The 19,721-nt window shown below is 38.8% G+C and carries 15 protein-coding genes; 8 read left to right on the top strand and 7 right to left on the bottom strand.

Features of this window, described 5'->3' with window-relative positions; genetic code table 11:
* Positions 1-313 precede the first annotated feature (313 nt).
* The 3 genes from AC1F2U_RS22910 to AC1F2U_RS22920 form a co-directional block, all read right to left on the bottom strand.
* Positions 314-1,291 carry a hypothetical protein gene (locus tag AC1F2U_RS22910; protein ID WP_480263186.1) on the bottom strand — a complete coding sequence of 326 codons (978 nt, stop codon included), beginning with the start codon at positions 1,289-1,291 and terminating at the stop codon, positions 314-316.
* 42 nt (positions 1,292-1,333) lie between these two features.
* The gene (locus AC1F2U_RS22915; protein ID WP_480263187.1) at positions 1,334-2,554 is read right to left on the bottom strand and encodes an MFS transporter; all 1,221 of its coding nucleotides are present in this window, start codon (positions 2,552-2,554) and stop codon (positions 1,334-1,336) included.
* Between the two features lie 400 nt (positions 2,555-2,954).
* Positions 2,955-3,749 carry a hypothetical protein gene (locus AC1F2U_RS22920; RefSeq protein WP_480263188.1) on the bottom strand — a complete coding sequence of 265 codons (795 nt, stop codon included), beginning with the start codon at positions 3,747-3,749 and terminating at the stop codon, positions 2,955-2,957.
* A gap of 74 nt (positions 3,750-3,823) precedes the next feature.
* Here AC1F2U_RS22920 and AC1F2U_RS22925 point away from each other — a divergent pair, with 74 nt between their 5' ends.
* Positions 3,824-3,952, top strand: a complete 129-nt coding sequence (locus AC1F2U_RS22925; protein WP_335192617.1) for a hypothetical protein — start codon at positions 3,824-3,826, stop codon at positions 3,950-3,952.
* Positions 3,953-4,544: 592 nt separating this feature from the next.
* Here the strand turns inward: AC1F2U_RS22925 and AC1F2U_RS22930 are convergent.
* Entirely contained in the window at positions 4,545-4,943 is a 399-nt protein-coding gene (locus AC1F2U_RS22930; RefSeq protein WP_480263189.1) for a TIGR02588 family protein, read from the bottom strand.
* A complete protein-coding gene (locus AC1F2U_RS22935; RefSeq protein ID WP_480263190.1) occupies positions 4,940-5,827 on the bottom strand; it encodes a TIGR02587 family membrane protein in 888 nt (295 codons plus the stop codon). Before AC1F2U_RS22935 ends, AC1F2U_RS22930 begins: the two co-directional genes overlap by 4 nt.
* A gap of 388 nt (positions 5,828-6,215) precedes the next feature.
* Between AC1F2U_RS22935 and AC1F2U_RS22940 the strand changes: the two genes are divergently transcribed.
* Complete coding sequence (locus tag AC1F2U_RS22940) at positions 6,216-6,398, top strand: CsbD family protein (RefSeq protein ID WP_480263191.1); 183 nt, start codon at positions 6,216-6,218, stop codon at positions 6,396-6,398.
* Between the two features lie 355 nt (positions 6,399-6,753).
* Here the strand turns inward: AC1F2U_RS22940 and AC1F2U_RS22945 are convergent, their stop codons facing one another.
* Complete coding sequence (locus AC1F2U_RS22945; RefSeq protein ID WP_480263192.1) at positions 6,754-7,032, bottom strand: hypothetical protein; 279 nt, start codon at positions 7,030-7,032, stop codon at positions 6,754-6,756.
* 649 nt (positions 7,033-7,681) lie between these two features.
* On the opposite strand from AC1F2U_RS22945, the gene AC1F2U_RS22950 reads away from it, so the two are divergent.
* The 6 genes from AC1F2U_RS22950 to AC1F2U_RS22975 all read left to right on the top strand — a co-directional run bounded on the left by AC1F2U_RS22950 (position 7,682) and on the right by AC1F2U_RS22975 (position 17,397).
* Positions 7,682-8,044, top strand: a complete 363-nt coding sequence (locus AC1F2U_RS22950) for a hypothetical protein (RefSeq protein WP_335008388.1) — start codon at positions 7,682-7,684, stop codon at positions 8,042-8,044.
* A 388-nt stretch (positions 8,045-8,432) separates the two neighbouring features.
* The gene (locus tag AC1F2U_RS22955) at positions 8,433-11,207 is read left to right on the top strand and encodes a type I restriction-modification system subunit M (protein ID WP_480263193.1); all 2,775 of its coding nucleotides are present in this window, start codon (positions 8,433-8,435) and stop codon (positions 11,205-11,207) included.
* Positions 11,208-11,439: 232 nt separating this feature from the next.
* Positions 11,440-12,060 carry a Uma2 family endonuclease gene (locus tag AC1F2U_RS22960; RefSeq protein ID WP_480263230.1) on the top strand — a complete coding sequence of 207 codons (621 nt, stop codon included), beginning with the start codon at positions 11,440-11,442 and terminating at the stop codon, positions 12,058-12,060.
* Between the two features lie 118 nt (positions 12,061-12,178).
* Complete coding sequence (locus AC1F2U_RS22965; RefSeq protein ID WP_480263194.1) at positions 12,179-13,504, top strand: restriction endonuclease subunit S; 1,326 nt, start codon at positions 12,179-12,181, stop codon at positions 13,502-13,504.
* On the top strand, positions 13,501-16,677 hold the full coding sequence (locus AC1F2U_RS22970; protein WP_480263195.1) for a type I restriction endonuclease subunit R: 3,177 nt from the start codon (positions 13,501-13,503) through the stop codon (positions 16,675-16,677). Before AC1F2U_RS22965 ends, AC1F2U_RS22970 begins: the two co-directional genes overlap by 4 nt.
* Positions 16,678-16,680: 3 nt before the next feature.
* Entirely contained in the window at positions 16,681-17,397 is a 717-nt protein-coding gene (locus AC1F2U_RS22975) for a M48 family metallopeptidase (RefSeq protein ID WP_480263196.1), read from the top strand.
* A 422-nt stretch (positions 17,398-17,819) separates the two neighbouring features.
* Here the strand turns inward: AC1F2U_RS22975 and mutL are convergent, their stop codons facing one another.
* Positions 17,820-19,568, bottom strand: a complete 1,749-nt coding sequence (mutL, locus tag AC1F2U_RS22980) for a DNA mismatch repair endonuclease MutL (RefSeq protein ID WP_480263197.1) — start codon at positions 19,566-19,568, stop codon at positions 17,820-17,822.
* Positions 19,569-19,721 lie beyond the last annotated feature (153 nt).

Genomic DNA, 19,721 nt, shown 5'->3' on the forward strand with positions numbered 1-19,721 from the left:
GTCCAAATTTGAATTTATTATCCCCCTTGCTAGAAAGCTCCCTGCCTTCTGCCTCCTTCAATGAACCACAGAGGCGCAGAGAACACAGAGAAAAGAGGAATTATGAGCTAAAGCGCAGCTTTGGCGGGGTGGGTTTGGGGGTATTATGCTTAATTGCCCGGACATCATTAGGACTTACGCAAAAATTGCCAAAAAGCTTAATTTATCGAACCGCCTTCTCTACGAGACGCCAAGAGCGAACGCGTAGCGTCTTGTAGAGAAGACGCCAAGAAGCCAAGAATCGTAGAGTGTGCGTAAGTCCTAATCATATTACTTACGTCTTGACTGGTAAACGAGAAATTGTCCATAAGATGAGTAGGAAGATTAAGTAAATTGCACCAACTAATCCAAACTCAATCAGAGGAATATAGGTTACTTCGTAAATTCTGCCCAAGCCGCGTTCAGTCAGTGCATAAACGGCCAGGACACTCACTAAAAAGGCTCCGTAGATAGTACGTTTAGTCCAGATACCCACAGGTAAACCGTGAAGCTGAGTAAGTACCAGAATGCCAAAAAAACCAAAGAGAAATGTGGGCCACTTGCTTTGTCCTAGTATTAATGACACGATTACACTATGTAAAAGCACAGAAGCCTCCAAAGTAAATGTCCACCAACGGTTTACATGGGTGCGGTTAAAAATCAAGGAAGATTGGAGTAAAAGCAAGAACATATAGAGAAAACCAATCAAGTGCCCCAAAGTCGCTTCCATTGGGTGATACCAGAAGGTGTAGATAGCGGCAAAGGAGAAAAAATAGCCGTGGTACAGTTTGATAAGTTGCAAAAACTGTTGATGGAAGGGAACAGAATTGCCAAAAAACAAACCGCGTCGAGGCGTTTCTAAAATCAGTACGAAGACTAGTAAGAGGACAACTGCACCTTGAGAAGCCCAAATTGAAGTATCTTGAGCTAGAGCATCGTACCAAATATATGTTTGGAGAAAGTGTAAAGCAATGAATGCAGCATTAATGGCAAGCATGAGGTAATTTATCGGATGCAACGCCGATTTGTATTTCAACTGCGATCGCTGCGCCCACAAGATACACGCCCAGATGCTAAACTGATGCCCAAAGTACATACCCCAAGCCGTTACTCGACTCCAAAAGGTTGGTTGGGGAAGCTTCCAGTAGTACCAGTTTAATCCTTGGTCGGGAAGTTTGATAATGCTTGCAGGAATGCTCCCACCGATCCAAATTGCGTAGGTGAGGAGGATGCTTACAAAGATGCCTAAAAATAATGCTCGGCGACCTGTCATATTAATTCGTAATTCGTAATTCTTAAATTAAGACCTAGATTTTTAGGCGACACGTTCTGTTTTTGGTTCAGATGCGCTTTTAGTTACTCGCAAACTAAGAGTCAAAGCTACTAGCATTACTAAAGTTCCACTCAAAAAAGGAGCAGAACTTCCAAATTTCATAAAACTTACCCCTGCCCATGTTGGCCCAGCGATGCGTGCCAATGCAGAGCAAGAACTGGCAATTCCTAATATTTGTCCTTGTTCTTCTGGGGCTGTCATCTGGGAAATCAAGCTGTTCAATATTGGTTGGCTGACACTAATTCCCCATGCCACAAGTGTGGCGGCGACTAATAATAAAATTAAGCTTTGCGAGAATCCAATTAATAGTAATCCTAAACCTAATCCTAATATTCCCAAGATAAGTAACTTGATTTCACCTAATTGTTTCCTGAGAAATCCGATTAGTCCTCCTTGAATGATTGTGCTGACAACCCCCATGAAGGCAAAAAGATAACTAGCTTGTTGAGGGCCCCAATTTAATTGCTGCTTAGACCATAAAGCCAATGTAGAGTCCATAGCTGCAACAGCAAAGGTGACTAAAAAGTAAATGCCAACAAGTACACAAAACTGCGATCGCTGTGACAACTGTAGCAAGTTTAGGGATTGCTGACGGTGGCGATGAAGTTGGATTTTGGCTTTAGTCTCAGAATTTAGAGATTCTGGAAGTAATATCAAAGCACAAAGAAATGCTAATAAAGATAATCCGGCTGCAAACAACGACGGTAGATGAAAGTTAGCGTTATTCGGATCTGATCCGATTAGAAGACCTCCAATCGCTGGGCCGAGAATAAACCCAAGACCAAAAGCTGCGCCGATTACACCCATGCCACGAGCTCGATTACTTGGCGTGGTAATATCTGCTATGTACGCTTGAGCAGTGGCAATATTCCCTGACATAATCCCGGCTAGACTACGAGCAATAAACAAAATCCATAAGGAGTTGGCAAAACCTAAGCCTGCGTAGGCAATTACCGAACCGAATAAAGTCAGTAATAAAATCGGACGGCGACCGTAGCGATCGCTAAATTTGCCCCATAATGGTGCAAATAAGAACTGCATTAAAGAATAAATAGCTACAAGTAGAGTCGCTTCATTAGGTTTTGCACCAAATTGTTCGGCATATAAAGGCAGTATCGGCAGAATAATTCCGAAGCCGAGCAAGTCTATAAATACAGTCAAAAATAAGACGAATATAGCCCTGCGATTATTTTTATTCTCCATCTAGGCAATTCCATTTTATAAAAAAGATGTGTGAATTGGATTAGTTGTAAGGACATCAGAGAATGTTTGATTGTAAATAGCTATTGATTACAAATAGTAATCAGTACAAGCAAAATGTTTGAATTTCATTGTGGTTGAGCGAAATAGCATGGAACAAACCCATGATAAAAATCAAGCCAATAATACTACTAATTAAAGCAACTATAATTTCGTGCTTTCTTATGGCTTTTTGTATCTTAGCGTCTATGATGCTTTCTAATTCTTTGTATAACATTGAGTTGAATTTGGTTAAAGACAAGAATTATCTGGAACTTACGTTATGTACTTACATAAGTTGGAGCATGTCCAAAATCTCTGACTTATTATATTAAATGAAAACTCTTTCGATGCCGTGGGAGTGTTAAGTATGTTTGCGTCGTTTCAAAATAGCACCTGAAACACCAAAAGCTAATATCGCTAAAGTATAAGTTGGTTCGGGAACTGCAAGAATGCTTACCTGATTAATAGCCAAGCCGTATTGTGGAGCAGAACTGCTAAAAACAAGCCGTGAGATGTTTGGAGTATCACTACGAATCCCCAAAAATACTGCCGAATTATCTAATGCTAAGGACGAAATATTTGGAACTGAGAAAGTACCTAATAGGTTATTAGCGTTATCAAAAGCGGCGATCGAATTTTCAATTTTCAATTTACTAGTGTCTACAGCTATCTGAGTTCCAGCGCCAAAAACCGGCTGGGCAAAACTAATCGAAAAAGGCCCGCCGTTCCCCTGAGTTCCAGGATCTGGAGTACCGGGAGGAAGAGGGATAAAACCTGTTGGATCTATACCTCCGAAGAGAATAAAATCGCCTAGACCGAAGTTACTCCGAATGCCAGGTGGAGGTAAAGTTTGAAAAACAAATGGTGGAGTAATTTGAGGCTTATTAGTTGGAGTTATATTAATATCCAAGCCTAAACCACGTTGCGATGTCGCTGAAAAAGAGTTAGGTAAAAAAGCCGAAAAATTAGGGGCAGAGGGATTAAAGACTTTACCTAAACTTTCCCAATTAACTTCATCATTGGCTCCTAAACCAGCGCGCTCAGTTACTAAAAATGTAGCGGCTTTAACTGGTAATGGGAGAACCGTTATTATGACTGCGATCGCTGAAAAATATTTTACAGATAACTTAAATAATCGATCGATTGGAACTCCCATAAGCTTTTCTCCTTAATTTTTTAAGATAATATCATCAAAATGCAAAAATTAAATATTCATGATGAGACAATGCATTGCTCAGATCGAGAGAGTTAAAGCAACTGCTGCGATCGCGCCGACTGAGCTTGTGTCATTGGCAGTTATTAGCAGTCAACTTGTTATTGTTCTCTCTCCACCATCAATTAGATTATTTCCAAGATTAGCAGAGATATTGTCATTGCCTCCACGAGCAAAAATCCGGTCGTCGTTACTAGTATTCTGTCAATAAATCATCATTAGGAATATCAATAATAATAGATATAAAATATCCCTTGATAGTTTTCTATATCAAACGTAGTTGATATTTGTAATACTGACATAATACAAATGTAAAAATTATAAACTTCTGATGAAATGTACCTCAAAACAGTTAATCATATTTTATATCTCTGGTGAAATAAAAATCCGATTATTTATTTTTTTAAATTATTTTATTTCTTCAAGGTTATCAGAATGCAGGCGCTATCGTGTTGAAAATATGGGCAAGCAACAAAATATAGACTCATACAGCAGATTTCAACTTCTCTACGAACGCGAACAGTGTGTCGGAGACAGAGGTTACGTCAACGTCAAGGTAAAGAAATACCCCACCCCCGAACTCAACTCTTAGCGCACTGCGTTAGGCAGGCAATGCCCGACTTGTTCGCTCTTAGCGTTCCCACGATGAAAGCAAGTGGGGTGAGGGTTGATTTCGGGTGTACTTCCAACAAATAGATTATGCAATATTGTGGGGTATTTTTTTTATTTGTCAGTCCCCTATGGCAATTTATAGCTACCAACACGTAGATTTAACTGACCTTGGCGCGGGTTATCGCTGAATATAAATGCGCCTTCTTCGCTTTCCCCACTAGATAAAAAGTCGATCTGTTGCTCTCCTGTTTCTGTAACTTTGCCGTCAATCATTAACTCAGCTATAATCTGAACTGACTCAGCTGTATCTCCTCCACTGTTCACAACTTCAAAAGGGACATAAAACTGGCCATTAATTTCTCGAATTGTTTGTTTTTTAGTGACAGAAAGGATGGGAGGTTGATTTTTTTCGTTCAGCCAAGTGTAGCCTACTAGACTCACAATGATTGCTAGGATGAATGAGGCGATGCTGAATGTTATCCACTCAGCTATTGAGCGCTTTGGTTGTTGTTGTGTTTCAGTCATATTGCTAACCTTCCGGCTGCACCACCAATAGTTGCGGGTAAACCCAGTATCAATGTGTGATCTAACCACATTGTCCAAGGGTCGCTAAAAGTTAATTTTTGAAAGAACCACAGCATAAAAGCGCCTGCTAGCAATGATACTAGATAGGACATAATAGTTTCGCTCGATGGTCGTTGAAAAATTCCCTTTTGCTCTTTACGTTTTTGCTGGTTAGAAAAACCTGCCTGAAATACAATGCCATAAGAAATCACCAAAGATGCGGCGATCATTGCCAACTCCCAAGGTGGAGAGGTTGCGGCTGCAAGCATAGGAATTTCATCTGTGGGAGCGATGTTAAATGCAATTATGGTTGCACCAATCAGGGTTCCACCCACATCAGTAAAGGTGGCGTGTAACTCATCCCCTTTGTTATTGGTTGTGCTATTTTCGCGATCGCTTCCTTGTCCTTTTCCATTGCTGTTTTCAGTATCTCCCAACAACTGATTTGCTAATGCTACACCAAGAGCAAAGGGCACACTTTCAAAGATGATTTTACCTAAAGATTCCTTTAGAGAGGTTTCTGGTGTCAATTCTCGCAATAGTAATAGCACAAAGGTAGAACAAGCTATGCCGATCGCGATCGCTTCGACGGTATCCATTGCGGCTTGATGAGAAAGCCAGCGATATCTGCGTTTCCGAAAACCTTCTATCTGATTGAGCAAGTAAACCACAATAAACATTAATGCGATCGCCGTCATGATAAATTGTGCTTTTGCCAGCGATCCAATCCACCAAACCTCCATTGTGTACAGCAAGGGTATGCCAAACAAAAAACCTCCACAAGCACCTCGAATGATGTCATTAATCTCATTCTTCCAGACATTTTTTTGACTTTTCGTTGGCACTCCTTTATTTTCCTTTTATTGAAATTTTGTTTTAATTTATAGTTCATTTATTTGCAAAAAAGTTATTTTTTTAATATATATAAATTTTATTTATCAGATTTTCACATTTTGTATTATCTGCTACAATACCGATTGGCATCTCTCTTAAGATAATATAATTTACCAAAATATTCTCTCGGTTGATGGAAGTAAAAAAGAATACACAACTGTTAGATTAATTAATAGCTTAGGGACTTCCAAGTAATAAAATAACTCAAATATTTTATTACTTGTAGGGTGAGCGTTTTGCCCGTCCCGTGAAATGGGCGGGCTTTTCAACCCACTTTGCAAGTAGTAGTAATTTATCTTTGGAGTTCTCTGAATCAACTACAAGCTGGAGATAAAAACCATGAGTGCCGAAAAGAGAATAGAAGCGACTGCAAAAAATATTGAAGGAAAAATTCAAGAGATTGTGGGTGAAGTCACAGGTAATCCACAAGATAAAACTGAAGGACAAGCAAAGCAAGCTGAAGCTCAAGTTGGTCACACCGTAGAAAATATTAAAGACGAACTGAAGAAAGCTTTAGAATAATTTCGCTAGTCTAGTAGAAATAGCGATTTAAACGATGAGTAACTCCTAAATTTGTAACTTTAATTACTCCACTTTCTATAAGTTAGTGGGTTTTTTTATCGCGTCAAATCTGAAAGTGAGCTTAACTGAACTGTATTGCACCCTAACCCTCCCCTTAATAAAGGCTACGGTGTACACACAAGTCTTCTAGAGTTGCTCTACAGCTTTTTGATCCCCCCAACTCCCCGATAAATTAGGGGGCAAAGACCTCTCAAAGTCCTCCTTAAAAAGGAGGACTTAGGAGAATCTATTTTATACACAGATGTGTGTACACCATAGCTTATAAGAGGAGGGGATTAGATAGTGTTTGACTGAGTTATTGCATCAAAATCTGGCGGCTTAAAATACTCATGACTTCATGTGGATTACCTGTTGGTAGTAGCGCACTCCAATCACCAACGCTGGCATAGCCGAGAACTTGCAACAAGTGAATTGTGCTGGTAACAGCTTTTGGTGAACCAATCAATAAATGTTTAATTGGTTCTCTTTTTGGCAATGGCTTTTGGTCAGATAGATTCAAAAGGGGTGCGTTGTTGCCTTGGGTAGGTAAATACTGCTTTTGTTGTGATTTGGCGAACTTTTTTTCTTGTGTCATGATCGTAGTTGACTCCAATTGTAGGGGTTAAATGAAAGGCGATCGCCCTCGGCCAAGAGTCTGCGATCGCCTTTCTTATTTTAATTTATAGTAGTATTTTATACTTGTCAATAGTTATTTAAGTATTTTTACATAGAGTTATGCGTATAGCGCTTCTCTGCTGAGTGTAATAGAGACCTAACCCCCAGCCCCTTCCCTACAAGGGAAGGGGAGTAAGATTTAAAGCTTCTCTCCTTTTAGGAGAGAGGTTTGGAGAGAGGTCAAAATGTATTGGTTCCATTCAATAACCGCTATATATTGAATTTGGGTAGTCGTTTATTGAATTCGGGTAGTCGTTTATTGAATTTGGGTAGTCGTTTATTGAATTCGGGTAGTCGTTTATTGAATTCGGGTAGTCGTTTATTGAATTCGGGTAGTTGTTTATTGAATTCGGGTAGTCGTTTATTGAATTCGGGTAGCCATTTATTGAATTCGGGCAACCTACAAGAATGTACGTAAAAAAATCAACGTTTATTGTAGTAGATAAGTCAATTTATACTGAATAATGCGGGTGCCAAGTAACCCTAATTCTGTTTATCTTAGTGCTGTACAGTCCAGGGTAGAAGTCAGTTTTTACCCTGGCGCATTATTAATAACAGAAAGGTGATTTATGTCACGTCTAAAACGCGGGTCTAAAGTAATTGATAGAGCGCAGCGTCGGATTGCGGCTTTGAAATCGATCAGTCCCACCTTAGACTTAGGGAATGGGGTAACAATTGACGCCTTTGCAACCCTTATCAAAACAACACAAGACAAGTTGGAAGCTTATAACTCAAGCCTCTCCACCGTGGATATGACTCAGGAAGCCTTAGAAGTTACCGAAAAGTCGCTGATGGAACTAACAGAACACATGTTACTGAGTGTAGCTGCAAAGTATGGCAAGAATAGCGATGAGTACAAAATGGCGGGGGGCGTTCGTCGAAGCGATCGCAAGCGTCCGGCGCGAAAGCCTAAGCAAAACGCTGTTGCTTGATAAATCTGGGTTTTACCCCACCCTAAACCTCCCCGTATGTATTGGCTACGGTGTACACACATCTTTCTAGAAAACCAAAATCGTCGTAGATGCCCCTAAATCCCCCTTAAAAAGGGGGACTTTAAGAGCTTTTTGCCCCCCTTTTTAAGGGGGGTTGGGGGGATCAAAAGCCTGTGGCGCAACTCTAAAAGACTTGTGTGTACACTATAGGATGCATTGAGGAGGGAAAAAGTTTAAAGTTCCTGCATTGTGGGTTAATGGTTGGTGTCAAAAGTGTCTTTTGCCGTTTGGGGAGATAGTGAAGTACCAAAAAGGAGTAAATTAGAATTTACCTCAAATCCCACCTAGAATTTATTTAAATCTTATAAAGATTTAAAAAATAACGTAAATGAATACAAATAAAATTACACTTTCCCAGTTAGAAAACTTTTTAATGGGAGCGGCGGATATTCTGCGGGGCAAAATGGATGCATCCGAATATAAAGAATATATTTTTGGGATGCTGTTCTTGAAACGGATGTCTGATGTTTTTGATGAAAAACGGGCTAAAATTCGTAAAGATTATCGGCATCTGCCCGAAGATACTATTAATGAGTTATTAACAGACAAAATTAGCTACGGTGAGACTTTTTTTGTTCCTAATCGCGCCCGATGGCATGAGAGTTTTATAGATGAAAATGGCGTAAAACAACCCGCCATTAAGAATCTACAGAGCAATATTGGCGAAATGCTCAACAAATCCTTAAATGCTTTAGAAGATGAAAACTCCGTACTTTCTGGAGTTTTGAAGCATATTAATTTTAATCGGGAAATCAATAATCAACGAGTCGTAAAAGACCCAGATTTACGCTTATTGATTGACCATTTTAATAATCCTAAATTTATTTTAATTAATGATAACTTTGAATTTCCCGATCTATTAGGTGCAGCTTATGAGTATTTGATTAAATTCTTTGCTGATAGTTCGGGTAAAAAAGGCGGACAATTTTATACTCCTGCTTCTGTGGTGCGGTTGATAGTGCAGTTATTAAAACCCCAGGAAAAAATGAGTATTTATGACCCCACTGCTGGTTCTGGGGGGATGTTAATTCAATCGGTGCAGTATGTTAATGAACAAGGTGGAAATGAGCAAAATCTGGAATTACATGGACAGGATAATGATGGTACGGTGGTTTCTATTTGTAAAATGAATTTGATTCTGCACAATATTTTTAAAGGTCATATTGAATTTGGAGATACTTTAGTTTCTCCGGCTAATGTCAAAGATGGCAAGATACACCAGTTTGATATTGTTATTGCTAATCCGCCCTTTGCTCAAAATTATAATAGTGCGGCACTTCAACATCAAAACCGTTTTAGTTATGGATTTGCGCCGGAAACGAAAAAAGCTGATTTAATGTTTGTGCAGCATATTCTGGCTAGTTTAAAACAGGATGGACGCGCGGCGGTAGTTATGCCTCATGGGGTGTTATTTCGCGGCAGTGATGAGAAGAAAATCCGCGAGAAAATGCTACAAGATAATGGTGGAGTGATTGAAGGCATTATTAGCTTACCTCAGAAATTGTTTTATGGGACTGGTATCCCGGCGGTAATTTTAGTATTGAATAAAAATAAGCCAGATGCACTACAAAATAAGGTATTTTTTATTAATGCTGATGCCGCATATGGAGAAGGGAAGAATCGGAATTTTTTAAGGTCTGAAGATATTGAAAAAATTGATTATATCTTTACCCGTAAGGAAGAAATAGACAAATATTCTCGGTTGGTGGATATTGCGGAAATTGCGGGTAATGATTGGAATCTTAACGTGCGTCGTTATGTTGATAATACCCCAGAACCCGAACCGGAAGATGTCAGGGCGCATTTATTGGGGGGTATTCCTAAACGGGAAGTGGCTGCTAAGTCTCATATACTGGCAAAGTTGGGTTTAAAATTTGATTTAGTGTTTCAAGATCAAGATGCTGATTATTATGCTTTTCACGATCGTATTCAGGGAAAAGATGATTTAAAAACTCTGATTGAAAGCAATCAAGATTTATGTCAAATTATTGATAATATGGATAGTTTGTTAGTTGATTGGTGGCAAGAAGCTCAGGATGATTTTGCTAGTTTAGCACCTACTTCACCCCGTCCTAACGAATATCCGTCTCCTGATAAGAGAGGGGAAAAGCAAGAGGTTAAAAATGGCAATCAATTACCTCATGTCCGACAAGAATTGATTGATTCTTTGAAAAAGAAATTAGTACCTGTGAATGTGTTGGATTTGTTTCAAGTGGCGGGTGTGTTTGTTAATTGGTGGGATAATATTAGATATGATTTAAAAACGATTATCCAAAATGGTTGGAGTCCTACTTTAATCCCTGATTCTTATATTATTAAGGCATTTTTTCAAGCTGAAGCTGATGAAATTGAGCAGTTAGAAAGTGATATCGCTCAAAAGGATGCTGAGATTGATTCGTTGCTGGAAACGGCACAAGAATTATTAGAGTATGAAGCAGAAGAGGATGAAAAGATTACAGCTAAGTTAATGAAGGATGAATTAACGGCAAGGGTTAAAAGGAGTAAGGACAAAATCGCCCTACCTTTATTTGCTGGGGAAAATGCCAAGGAGTTAAAAGCGGAGTTAAAGGGATATGAGCAAGTTTTGAAACAGTTTAAAAAAGCAGAGGATGAGTTAAAGAATTTTAAGGCAACTCTCAAGCAGAAACAACTGGAGTTTGAGTTAAAGATTTTATTAAAGAAGTTTGGGGCTGAGGATCAGATTTATGAACATGAACAGTTATTAATTCAAGCTAGGAAAGAGTTGGCTGAGTTGGGGACGGAAGAGGAGGTTAAAAAGGATAAGGAGAAGAAGAAAAAGTTTACAGCTTTGACGGGGGATATTAAAAAGCTAGAAGCGAGAATTGTGAATATTCAGGATTTAATGGCAAGTTTTGGGGGTGTAATTACGGAGGAGGAAGCAAAGGAGTTGATTTTGCAAAAGCATCATGATTTAGTGTCTGAACAGTTAGATAGATTTTTAAATGGAATTAGAAGAACGGTGATTTTTGTGTTTGAGAATTTTTGGGATAAATATGCGGTAGCGGCTGGGAGTGTGGAACGGGAACGGGAGGAGACTTTACAAGAGTTAAATGATTTTTTGAGTAAGCTAAATTATATTTAGAGGTTGTTTGAAAAGTCGCAAAGTATACTAGAAACCCCTCTCCAAACCTCTCCCCGAAGCGGAGAGAGGCTTTGAATTGTTCCCCATTCCCGCTTCGGGAAGGGGGTTAGGGGGTTAGGTCTATTTGGATACTTGTACCTCACCGGATTAAAAATAACTATAATTGTAGGTCAGCTATAACGCAGTAAAACTAAACCTACAGCTTAATAGATAATTATGAGGAAAAATCATCATAGTACAGTCAGCACCAAAACTAATCAATGTTAATGAGTTTATTACTCAATATGGCGACAACAATAATTATGAACTAATTGATGGGGAATTAATCGAGATAAAACCAACAGGCCCCCATGAACAAGTATCATCTTTTACGAGTCGAAAACTGAATGTAGAAATCGATCGCTATAATTTACCATACTTTACACCCCATCGCTGTTTGATTAAACTATTGGGAACAAGTACGGCTTTTCGCCCCGATGTGATTGTACTCGATCAAACACAACTAATTAATGAACCGTTATGGCAACAAGAACCTGTAATTACATCAGGTAAATCAATTAAACTAATTGCGGAAGTTGTTAGTACCAACTGGCAGAATGACTACGCTCGTAAAGTTGAAGATTATGCTTTACTAGGTGTACCTGAATATTGGATTATAGATTATTTGGGGCTAGGTGGTAGAGAATATATTGGCAAAACTAAGCAGCCAACGATTACTATTTGTAAGTTAATAGAAGATGAGTATCAAAAGCAATTGTTTCAAGATGATGCTCAACTTGTTTCCTCTCTGTTTCCAAATTTACAATTAACAGCAAAACAAGTTTTGTCTGCTGGTGGTACTGTCACTATCTAGTAGTCACTATCTAGTAGGTTGGGTAGAACGCAGTGAAACCCAACGTTTTATTGTTTTTGTTGGGTTTCGTTCCTCAACCCAACCTACAAAGTATATTTAATTTTTTATAGGGTTAGTAGTGGTTAATCAATTGGATGATAATCGAGAGTTTAAGGATTCAGCTTTAGGTATGATTCCGAAAGATTGGATAAGTTGTAATTTAAAAGATGTTATCAATAATATAGTTGGTGGGGGAACTCCTTCACGTTCTAGAAGTGATTATTGGTTTGGTGATATACCTTGGGCTTCTGTAAAAGATTTTAAGGATGATGTGCAAGTTTTGTATCAAACAGAAGAATACATAACTAAAAATGGCTTGATAAATAGTGCATCAAATATTATAGAAGCTGGAATACCTTTAATTTGTACTAGGATGGCAGTGGGTAGGGCTGTTATTGCTGTTGTACCTGTAGCAATAAATCAAGATTTAAAAGCCCTCTATCCTTCAGATAAAATAAATTCTACATATTTATTAGTTTTACTTAATTTTTATCGTCAAAAACTAGCATCTCTAGCAATTGGCTCAACAGTTAAAGGTATTCGTATTGATGAACTGCTGTCTTTACATATAAACGTACCACCTATTCCACAACAGCAGCAAATAACAAGAATATTAGACACAGTAGATAAAGCGATCGCACAAACAGAAACCCTAATCGCCAAGTACAAAAGAGTCAAAACCGGGTTAATGCAAGACCTCCTGACTCGTGGGATAGATGAACATGGTCAACTGCGCGATCCAAAAACTCATAAATTTAAGCGATCGCCTTTAGGGATGATTCCCGATGAAAAAGACTGGATTTGTGATTGTGCAGATTCTTTATGCCTAAATATTTCTGTAGGCATTGTTATTCAACCTAGTAAATATTATTGTGAGTTTGGTATTCCTGCTCTACGATCTGCAAACATTGGCGAAAATGAAATTAATACTAATGAATTAGTGTTTATTAATGAACGGTCAAACCAGCTACTTTCAAAAAGTATTATTAGAGAAGGGTATGTCTTAACAGTTAGAACAGGCTATCCTGGAACTTCAGCCGTTGTAACAAAAGAGTTCGATGGTGCAAATTGTATCGATGTAATTATCTCTAAACCTAATTCGAGAATTTTACCACAATACTTAGTTTTATGGATAAATTCCCATTGGGGTAAAGAACAAGTATTAAAAAATCAAGGTGGATTAGCTCAACAGCATTTTAATATTAAAGAAATGAAAAAACTTTTAGTTATTAGACCAGGTATAGATGAACAAAAAAGGATTCTTAAAATGATTTCATTACATGAAACATTGCTTAAATCTGAATTGAAAAAATTAAACAAACTCCAAAAAATCAAAACCGGCTTAATGCAAGACCTCCTAACCGGAAAAACCTCCGTCAAACCCTTACTAACAAACCAACCATGAGTGCATCCAAAAGCCAAAGAGAAAACCTCCGACTGGATGAAAAAAACCACGTTGAAGAACCCTTATTAAATCAACTACAAAGCTTAGACTGGACAGTCATCCGCCTAGAGATGCACCAACAAAAACCCAGCGATAGCTACCGTAATAACTTTGGCGAAGTTATCCTTTTACCCCAACTCCAACAAGCCTTACAAAAAATTAACCCCTTCCTGCGAGACGAACAAATAAACGAAGTCGTCCAAAAAATTATCACCTTTCCCAGAAGCACCTTAATTGAAAATAATCGATATATTCTCAACCTCCTCCTAGAAAATACCAGCGTCTCCATTAACCACAATACCCAAGAACAAAGCCCCACCGTTCGCTATATTGACTTTAACCCTGAAACTTTTTTACAAAATAACTCCTTTATTGCCATCTCTCAATTTAAAGTCCGCATTCCAGGCACAGAAAATCATATTATTCCTGATATCACCTTATTTATTAACGGTCTTCCCGTTGTAGTGATTGAATGTAAATCACCAAAAGTTAAAGATGCCATACCCGAAGCCATTGACCAATTAATGCGCTATAGTCAACAACGCGGCGAAACATCCGAAGGCAACCAAGAACTATTTTATTATAATCAGTTTATTATCACCACTTGCCGACAAGAAGCGAAATTTGGCACAATTACCACCCGCAGCGAAAAACGTTTTTTTCGTTGGATAGATCCCCATCCTTTTAAATTAAGCGATATTCAAACTAATATCGGTACATCCCCTAACGACCAACAAAGATTGGTTGCAGGGATGTGTTACCCAGAAAACATTTTAAGCATTATTCAAATTTTTACTATATTCAACACCAACGACAAAGGCGAAACCATCAAAATTGTTGCCAGATACCAACAATTCCGCGCCGTGAAACTAGCCGTTGAACGCTTAATTACCGGAAACAATCGCAAACAACGCAGTGGAATTATTTGGCATACCCAAGGTTCAGGCAAATCTTTAACCATGCTGTTTATGGTGCGAGAAATGCGAAAACATACCCAACTAAGTAGTTGGAAAATAGTTTTTATTACCGATAGAACTCAACTACAAGACCAATTACAAGGGACAAGTCAAGGAATTGGGCAAAATATCAAATTAGCCGAATGGATAAAACCCAAACCAGACGAACCTAATAAAAGTTTACACGAACTACTTGCCAATGATACGCCCGATATTGTCATGGCAATGATCCAAAAATTCCAAGAAAAAGACTTAGAAATAATTTTCCCCAAATTAAACGAAAGTCCAAATGTTTTGCTGATGATTGATGAAGCGCACCGTTCCCAATATACCCAACTGGGGACAAATTTAGACCGTGCTTTACCCAATGCTACCAGAATCGCCTATACAGGAACTCCCATTGATAAAACCGAAGAAACCTTTGGCGACTATATCGACAAATACACCATGAAGGAGTCTATTGCAGACGGAACAACCTTAGAAATTGTTTACGAAGGACGTACCCACAACGCCGAAATTAGCGATAAAGCCGGAATGGATGCTAAATTTAGCGATGTTTTCAGTGAATATAATTTAAACGAACGCTTGCAAATTTTGGGCTATGGAACTCGTGACGCTTATTTAGAAGCGATGCCGATCATCGAAGCAAAAGCCCGTGATATGGTAGATCATTATATTGAATATGTCTTTTCTGGAGGATTTAAAGCCCAAGTCGTCGCCACATCCAGAGAAGCAGCTTGCAGATATAAACAATGTTTAGATGCAGCCATTCAAGCCAAAATTACAGAATTATCAGTCAACAATCCCCTGAATATCAATATAGCCAGACTCCGAGAATTAGAGACGGCTGTAGTTATTTCTGGGAATAATAACGATCCGCCTCATATTAAAACTTACACGAATCCTAATTATCACACTACCAGCATTCAACGCTTTAAATTATCCTTTGATGCCACAGAAACAGCCGGAAATACATCCATCAATGGCAAAGTCGGGATAATTATCGTCAATAATATGCTATTGGTTGGTTTTGACGCTCCCATCGAGCAAGTTTTGTATTTAGATAGAGTGATTCGCGATCATAATTTATTACAAGCGATCGCCCGTGTCAATAGAGTAGGAGAAGAACACAAAGATAAAGGTTTTGTTGTAGATTATGTTGGCATTGGACATCATCTCAAAAAAGCTTTAGATACTTATCAACAGAAAGAACAACAAGAAATCATTAGCCAAATCCGCGACGAACAACAAGAAATTAACGATTTAATCTTAGCGCACCGAGAAATCTGGAACTTCTTAGAACAATACAACTTAACAGATTTTTCTGATGCCGATGCCTTCTATGATTTATTCTATGATGAAGATATCCGCTTTGCTTATATTCTCGCCTTTAAAAAACTAACCAAAGCCTTTAATGTAGTTATGCCACGGAAAGAAGCCCTGGATTATTGGCAAGATTACAAAAATTTTATTGCGATTAATAGCCTAGCTTATAAAAACTTTGGCTATGCGCGTCTTAGTCTTAAAGGCATACCTGAAAAATTGCGTAATATAGCAGATGAATTTCTCAAATCTCGCGGCATTGAGCAGAAAATTGCCCCAATTTATCTTTTAGATGATAAGTTTGAAACCTTTGTCAACAGCCACACCCGCATAAAAACTAAAGCCGCCACGGTCGAACACGCCATTAGGAATTACATCAACTTAAATCTTAACGAAGATCCAGAATTATTCCTTTCCTTCTCGGAAAAACTAGAACAAATATTAACAGAATTTAAAGATAATTGGGAACGCATATATGAAGAAGTAGAAAAACTGAGAAAGGAGATTAAATTAAAGGAACAGGAAAATACTTACGGGCTAGATCGAAAAACTCAAATGCCAATCTTTCGTATTTTTAAAGCCAATCTATTTGAGAACCGCGAACTTAATGAAAATGAAATTACCCAAAATGTCAACTTAACTTTACATACCTTCAATTTGATTAAGCAAGAAGTTCAAACTGCTGGATTTTGGGCTTCAATTCCAGCACAAAACCGACTGAAAGGAGAATTACAACAACTGTTCCTTTCTCCTGATTTTGTTGACTATCCTAATATTTTTCAACAAAGGAAAGAACTGATATCTCGTCTGCTAGAATGGTCAAGAGAAAACCATGCTAAGTTGAGCAGAGAATAACCAATGAAGCTAGATTATCATATTATTTATTCGCCTCAACGTAAAAGCCTAACCCTTTCAGTAGAACGAGATAAATCAATATTAGTTCGCGCCCCTATTGGGCTATCTGAAGAGAAAATTCATCAAGCGGTTGAATCTAAGAAACTCTGGCTTTATGAAAAACTCAACCATACCCAAAAATACCCAGATCAAACCACCTACAAAGAATTTGTATCTGGGGAAACTTTGTTATATTTAGGTAAAAATTACCGCTTAGAAATTACCGATGATTTAGTTCCTGATGTGCGCTTTCACTCTCGCTTTTTGATATCACGCTGTCATAAGGATAATGCTTTTCAATTATTCCGCGATTGGTACACAAAACGCGCATATATTAAACTTCCGCCAAAAGTAAAAGACTTTGCTGAATCTTTGGGCGTGCAATTTAATAAAATACTCATTTCTGATTTAAAATACCGATGGGGCAGTTGTACGCCTAATAATAATTTAAACTTTAACTGGAGGATTATGAAAGCTCCAGTTTTTGTAATTGATTACTTAATTGTGCATGAATTAGCCCATCTTTTAGAAAGTAATCACACCCCTAGATTTTGGAATATAGTCGCCGTTCAAGTTCCTAACTATCAAGTTGCAAAAAACTGGTTACGCGATAACGGGAATACTTTAGAAGAAGATTTTTTAGATAAAAAGTTGGGATTGACTACAGCAACAACTAATTAACCTATTATATATAAGATTTACGCATTGACATGAAATAGTAAAAGGTATATTTACTTCGCGTTTTGTGGCATGGCTTTTCCCCTCTCTCCAAACCTCTCCCCCACGGGGGGAGAGGCTTTGAAACCCAGTTTTAGTTTTTCTCTGCTTCTATGAAACTACCCTGCCTTCCCGATGTGGTAGGGGGGAAAATTCAAAGTCTCTCTCCTCTTAGGAGAGAGATTTAGAGAGAGGTTTTACACATACCGTCAAAAGTCAGATATTTACCACCAAACAATAATTAATAAAAGCCTGAAACAACCTATTTTTGAAATGCATACCAATAAAATAAGAAAATTCAACAGCGCCGCAGTTCATGCTTGTGACAAATAATTAGTTAATGTACAACTTTTGCAAGAGGTCTAATATTGGCATTACTGAAAACATCAAATCCCATGACTTTTACCGATTACCCAATTACGCCGGAAAAACCGAGCTAAAGCTGATTCTTCTAAAGATAAATAAATTGGGCGTCCGTGGGGACAGGTACGGGGGTTGCGAGTGCGTTGCCAATTATCTAAAAGTGTCTGCATTTCTTGTTGATTCATCGGTGTACCGTTACGAATGGCAGTGCGACAGGCGACGGCTACTTGGGCTGTTTGTAAATCGCCTCCCCAACTAAGTTCTAAAATTGCTTCTGCACAGTCGTCTCGCTGCTGCAAAGGTGCGGGGATATTACGGACAGCCCAAAGTTGTTCGCCAAAGGGTTCTATTTCTAAACCGATGCGTTGTATTTGCAATACTTGCGCTGGCGATAATTGATAAAGAATTATTGGTGGTTCGACGGGTAGAAGTTGCCAATCATCGCATAATTGCTCATATAAAACTCGCTCATGGGCAATGTGCTGTTCTACTAACCACATCCCACCTGAATGTTCCGCCACAATATAAGTGTTGCTAACTTGAGCAACAGCTTTTAAGGAGTTAGGAGAGACGCGATTAATCGCGTCTGTACAAGGTTTGGGATTTTGAGGATTGAAATTGTAGCCACCTTTGGCTTCTGCGGCTTTGAGTAATTTACTAACTCGTGTTGTGTGGACAGCTTCTTTGAGATTACTAGAAGAAATGCTGAGTGCTTGGTTAATTACTTGGGTAATTTGCTCTTGCCAATAAATGATTTCGTTGAGGTAAATTTCTGTTTTTGCTGGATTGCGATTCCAGTTAATTTGATCGGGGGAAATGGCAAGATGTAAGAAACAAATTGGATAGCGATCGCGTGGTAATGTTCTGTGAAATGCTGATAATATCGTTTGCTCTAGTTCCGGTGTCTTCACCATCCGTCCGTTAATGGCTACACGTACCCAATCTGGACGATGACGATGACAGCGATCGGGTAATCCTACTACTAAGTTTAGTGCGGAGTGGGGAGAGACGCGATGAATCGCGTCTGTACAAGTGTCCGTAGAGACGCGATTAATTGCGTCTGTACAAGAGTTGGGAGGGTTGGGTATTTCGAGTTTTACTTCTTGCAAGTCACCTTGTCGCACTTGCGGTAAAATCTGCGGTAGTAGTTGTCCAGTTGTGGCAGCAGGACAAATGGTGAACCATTGACGGTCATTTTGCCAAATCTGCCAGGTGACGTGGGGATGACAGAGGGCGATTTGGTGAATTGCGGCTTGCACAGCTTTCATTTGCTGTGCTGTTGTGGGTAATCCCTGACGGCGAGATGAGCAATTACCAAAAAGATGAGAAACTGTAACTACTGTACCAGGTGCGATCGCAGTTGCTTCAACTTGTACAACTTTCCCGCCATCGCCATAAATTATCCGCCATCCTAAATTTCCCCCCAGAGGACGACTCAAAATTTCTAAATCTGCCAGAGTCGTTAAACTGTGCAACGCCTCACCACGAAACCCTAAGCTATTAATTTTCCACAAATCGGCACTAGAGCGAATTTTACTGGTGCTGTGGGCTGTGGCTGCTTGTTGTAAATCATCTAGGTTCATTCCACAACCATTATCTGCCACCCGAATTCGCCATTGCTGCGGCCACAGAGAAACCACAATTCGCGTTGCACCTGCGTCTAGGGAATTTTCTACCAATTCCCGCACCACAGAGGCTAAAGAGTCGATTACCTCTCCAGCTGTAATGAGATATACAACTTCTGTTGGTAGAGCTTGAATAGTAGATGCCATAAATTATAGTTTATAGCTTCTGGGGGCACGCTATATACGACTTATAGCAAGAATCCTTTTTCAGCAACAAAAGAACCACAAATAAACACTGATAAATTATCTGTGTACATCTGTGGTTTAATTTATAAAACATTAATTTTGCAAGATATCTAT

It is taken from the genome of Nostoc sp. LEGE 12454 (genome assembly GCF_056620565.1).

What these genes read in the sequence shown, in the direction of transcription:
- AC1F2U_RS22910 (WP_480263186.1), bottom strand. Translation starts at nt 1,291, where the DNA reads ATGACAGGTCGCCGAGCATTATTTTTAGGCATCTTTGTAAGCATCCTC.
- AC1F2U_RS22930 (WP_480263189.1), bottom strand. Translation starts at nt 4,943, where the DNA reads ATGACTGAAACACAACAACAACCAAAGCGCTCAATAGCTGAGTGGATA.
- AC1F2U_RS22940 (WP_480263191.1), top strand. Translation starts at nt 6,216, where the DNA reads ATGAGTGCCGAAAAGAGAATAGAAGCGACTGCAAAAAATATTGAAGGA.
- AC1F2U_RS22950 (WP_335008388.1), top strand. Translation starts at nt 7,682, where the DNA reads ATGTCACGTCTAAAACGCGGGTCTAAAGTAATTGATAGAGCGCAGCGT.
- AC1F2U_RS22955 (WP_480263193.1), top strand. Translation starts at nt 8,433, where the DNA reads ATGAATACAAATAAAATTACACTTTCCCAGTTAGAAAACTTTTTAATG.
- AC1F2U_RS22915 (WP_480263187.1), bottom strand. Translation starts at nt 2,554, where the DNA reads ATGGAGAATAAAAATAATCGCAGGGCTATATTCGTCTTATTTTTGACT.
- AC1F2U_RS22920 (WP_480263188.1), bottom strand. Translation starts at nt 3,749, where the DNA reads ATGGGAGTTCCAATCGATCGATTATTTAAGTTATCTGTAAAATATTTT.
- AC1F2U_RS22945 (WP_480263192.1), bottom strand. Translation starts at nt 7,032, where the DNA reads ATGACACAAGAAAAAAAGTTCGCCAAATCACAACAAAAGCAGTATTTA.
- mutL (WP_480263197.1), bottom strand. Translation starts at nt 19,568, where the DNA reads ATGGCATCTACTATTCAAGCTCTACCAACAGAAGTTGTATATCTCATT.
- AC1F2U_RS22970 (WP_480263195.1), top strand. Translation starts at nt 13,501, where the DNA reads ATGAGTGCATCCAAAAGCCAAAGAGAAAACCTCCGACTGGATGAAAAA.
- AC1F2U_RS22975 (WP_480263196.1), top strand. Translation starts at nt 16,681, where the DNA reads ATGAAGCTAGATTATCATATTATTTATTCGCCTCAACGTAAAAGCCTA.